This is a genomic window from Polaromonas sp. P1_G4 (assembly GCF_056405475.1).
This window is the reverse complement of record NZ_JBFUCA010000586.1, coordinates 1-2452: the sequence shown is the minus strand read 5'-3', so window position 1 is coordinate 2452 and position 2452 is coordinate 1. Positions and strand designations below refer to the sequence as shown.

The 2452-nt window shown below is 66.7% G+C and carries 3 protein-coding genes; 1 reads left to right on the top strand and 2 read right to left on the bottom strand.

Annotated features, from left to right (window positions below):
• Positions 1 to 941 (top strand): diguanylate cyclase domain-containing protein (locus AC1D1X_RS20865; protein ID WP_477699063.1); only part of this gene is annotated, 941 nt, incomplete at its 5' end.
• Positions 942 to 958: 17 nt separating this feature from the next.
• Here the strand turns inward: AC1D1X_RS20865 and AC1D1X_RS20860 are convergent.
• The gene (locus AC1D1X_RS20860; RefSeq protein ID WP_477669854.1) at positions 959 to 1720 is read right to left on the bottom strand and encodes a Nif3-like dinuclear metal center hexameric protein; all 762 of its coding nucleotides are present in this window, start codon (positions 1718 to 1720) and stop codon (positions 959 to 961) included.
• Between the two features lie 34 nt (positions 1721 to 1754).
• Positions 1755 to 2360, bottom strand: coding sequence for a chalcone isomerase family protein (locus AC1D1X_RS20855; RefSeq protein ID WP_477669855.1), 606 nt, complete (start codon positions 2358 to 2360; stop codon positions 1755 to 1757).
• Between the last annotated feature and the right edge of the window lie 92 nt (positions 2361 to 2452).

The window sequence follows — 2452 nt, the reverse complement described above, 5'->3', positions numbered from 1 at the left end:
CGGCAACACTCGCCGTCGTCAATCTTTCCGTAGTGCTGTGGCTGTCGGTTCGCGCCACGCAACTCGGTGACCGGCTGGCCTGGGGCCTGGCGCTGGGCTGCCTGCTGACGCTGCCCGCGCAGATCGGCCTGTACGGCCTGGCGCTGAGCCCCACCCGGTTTTCACTGCCGCTGCAGGCCGGCGTGGCTATGGCAGCCTTGCTCAGTGTGGTCATCACGGCCGCCATGCTGTGGCTGCGCAACCGGCAGACCCGGCAGTTGAAGCACGGCGAAGCGTCGGGGCATGACCCGATCACCCAGCTCTATGACGGCGTGGCGATGGTGCAGAAAATCATCCGTGCGCAGCGCCGGCGTCTGCGCACGCGGCGCGACGGCGCGCTGATGGCCGTGCTGCTGTTCGAGCCCGAAGGCCTGCTGCCCCAGATTGGCCAGGCCGGCCTGAACGAAATCTACATCCAGATGGCGCGCCGCATTCAGCGCCACACCGGCGCCGTCAACCCGGCCGGCCGCTACTATGACCGCTGCTTTGTCGTGCTGCTGGAAACCATGCATTCGCCGCGCTGGATACGCACACTGGGCCTGCGCGTGGCCTCCGACCTGCGCCGGCCGATGGACGTGACGGCCCTGGGCGGGGGGCGCGCCCGGATCAAGCCGGACATTGCCGTCGGCATCGTTCATCTGTCGGTCGCCGGCAAGGACGTCGCCCAGCTGCTGCACGAAGCGCAGTCTGTGGCGCAGGCTGCCCGCGCCATGCGCTCCCGCGCCGCCCTGCTGGACCCGGAAACCCGCACCGCCGTGCCGGTGGAGCATGCCGAGCTGGGCTCCAGCTGGCATGCGCTGCGAAACGCCGCGCCGCAAACCCCGCTGCGGGCCAAACCCGCCGGCCCTAACGCCAGCCCCAACGCCAGCCGAACCGGGCGGCAGCGCCACAAGCCGGCCTGATCCCCGCAAGAAACGCTTCAGGCCGGGTTGTCGATGTCGATGAACTGGTGGGCCAGGCCGAGCTGCGTGGCAACCTGCGCCGCCACGGCCGGCGCGCCGTAGCGCTCGGAGGCGTGGTGCCCGCAGGCAATAAAGACCACGCCCATCTCGCGCGCGTAGTGCGCCTGGGGTTCGGAAATCTCGCCGGTGATGAAGGCGTCGGCGCCTGCGGCAATCGCCGCCTCAAAATACCCCTGCGCGCCGCCTGTGCACCATGCTATGTTTTTGATAGCTGCTTGCGTTGGTCCTGCTTTGGTTACAGCCCGATCAAGCACTTTTTCCACATGTGTTGCCAGTGCGCCGGCATCTGAAAACTGCCCTCCGTCGACACGCCCACCGATAAAACCCAGGTCCTGTTCGCCGAATCGCCCCGTCGCCGTGAGGCCCAGTTGCAAGCCCAGCTGGGCGTTGTTGCCGAGCTCGGGATGCGCGTCCAGTGGCAGGTGGTAGGCATAGAGGTTGATGTCGTGCGCCAGCAACAACGCCAGGCGCTGCTTCATCCAGCCCGTGACGCGGCCGTCCTGGCCGCGCCAGAACAAGCCGTGGTGCACAAAGACGGCGTCGGCCTGCGCCGCAATCGCCGCTTCGATCAGCGCCAGGCTGGCGGTAACGCCGGAAACGATCTTGCCGACCGACGGTTTGCCTTCGACCTGCAGGCCGTTGGGGCCGTAGTCCTTGAAACGCGCGGGCTGCAAAAGCGTGTCAAAGGCCTGCAGCAAGTCCTGTCGTGTGGTGCTCATGGCCCCATTGTCTCAGGGCGCTGCCTCAGGACGATCAGCTTTTCTCGAGGCCCAGCAAGGCGTCCTTGAGCATGAAGTCGGCCGGAACGGACCCCAGCCAGATGCCCAGCACCATGCGAAAGAACTCCGCATCACCGACCGCTGCGCCCTGCGGCTGCTCGGCGATGAAAAAGCTGGTGCCCTTGCCCGGCATGAACTCCATCGCGAACGAATCGCCGGGCATCAGCTTGCTGCGGCCCGAGAAGATATCGATCAAACGGTTGCTCGACACCGAGTGGCGGCTGACAGCGTCGCGGCTTGAATTGTCGGCCATGCCTCGCAGGAAGAGCCGGCCCAGGTCGGTGCCGGAGACTTCGCGCAGCGCCACAAAAGCCAGGCGGATGGGCGTGCCCAGCTTCATCGCCTCGTCGGCCGACGAGACCTTGCGGCTCGTGTACAGGGCCATGTCATAGACCTTGAAAATGGCCTTGAAGCGGGTGCCGGCGCCATTGAGCTGCAGTGTRGTGCCCTGCGCCACCACACTGGCCGGAAATTTCGTCGCCGTGGGTGCGGCCAGAACCGGCAATGCCAGTCCCGCCGAACCCGCTGTCAATGCGGCCGCGCCACGCGCGAGCCAGGTCCGCCTTGAACACTGATGCATGTTGTCACCTCCGTTATGGTTGTTGACCGCGGGCAGCGGTTCAGGCTGCCCGCGGCTGCGGCCTTGCGGCAGCCGGGAACATGGTACCGGAG

Bases quoted from the DNA above. Each gene is read 5' to 3' on its own strand.
- AC1D1X_RS20860 (WP_477669854.1), bottom strand. From the start codon at position 1,720: ATGAGCACCACACGACAGGACTTGCTGCAGGCCTTTGACACGCTTTTG.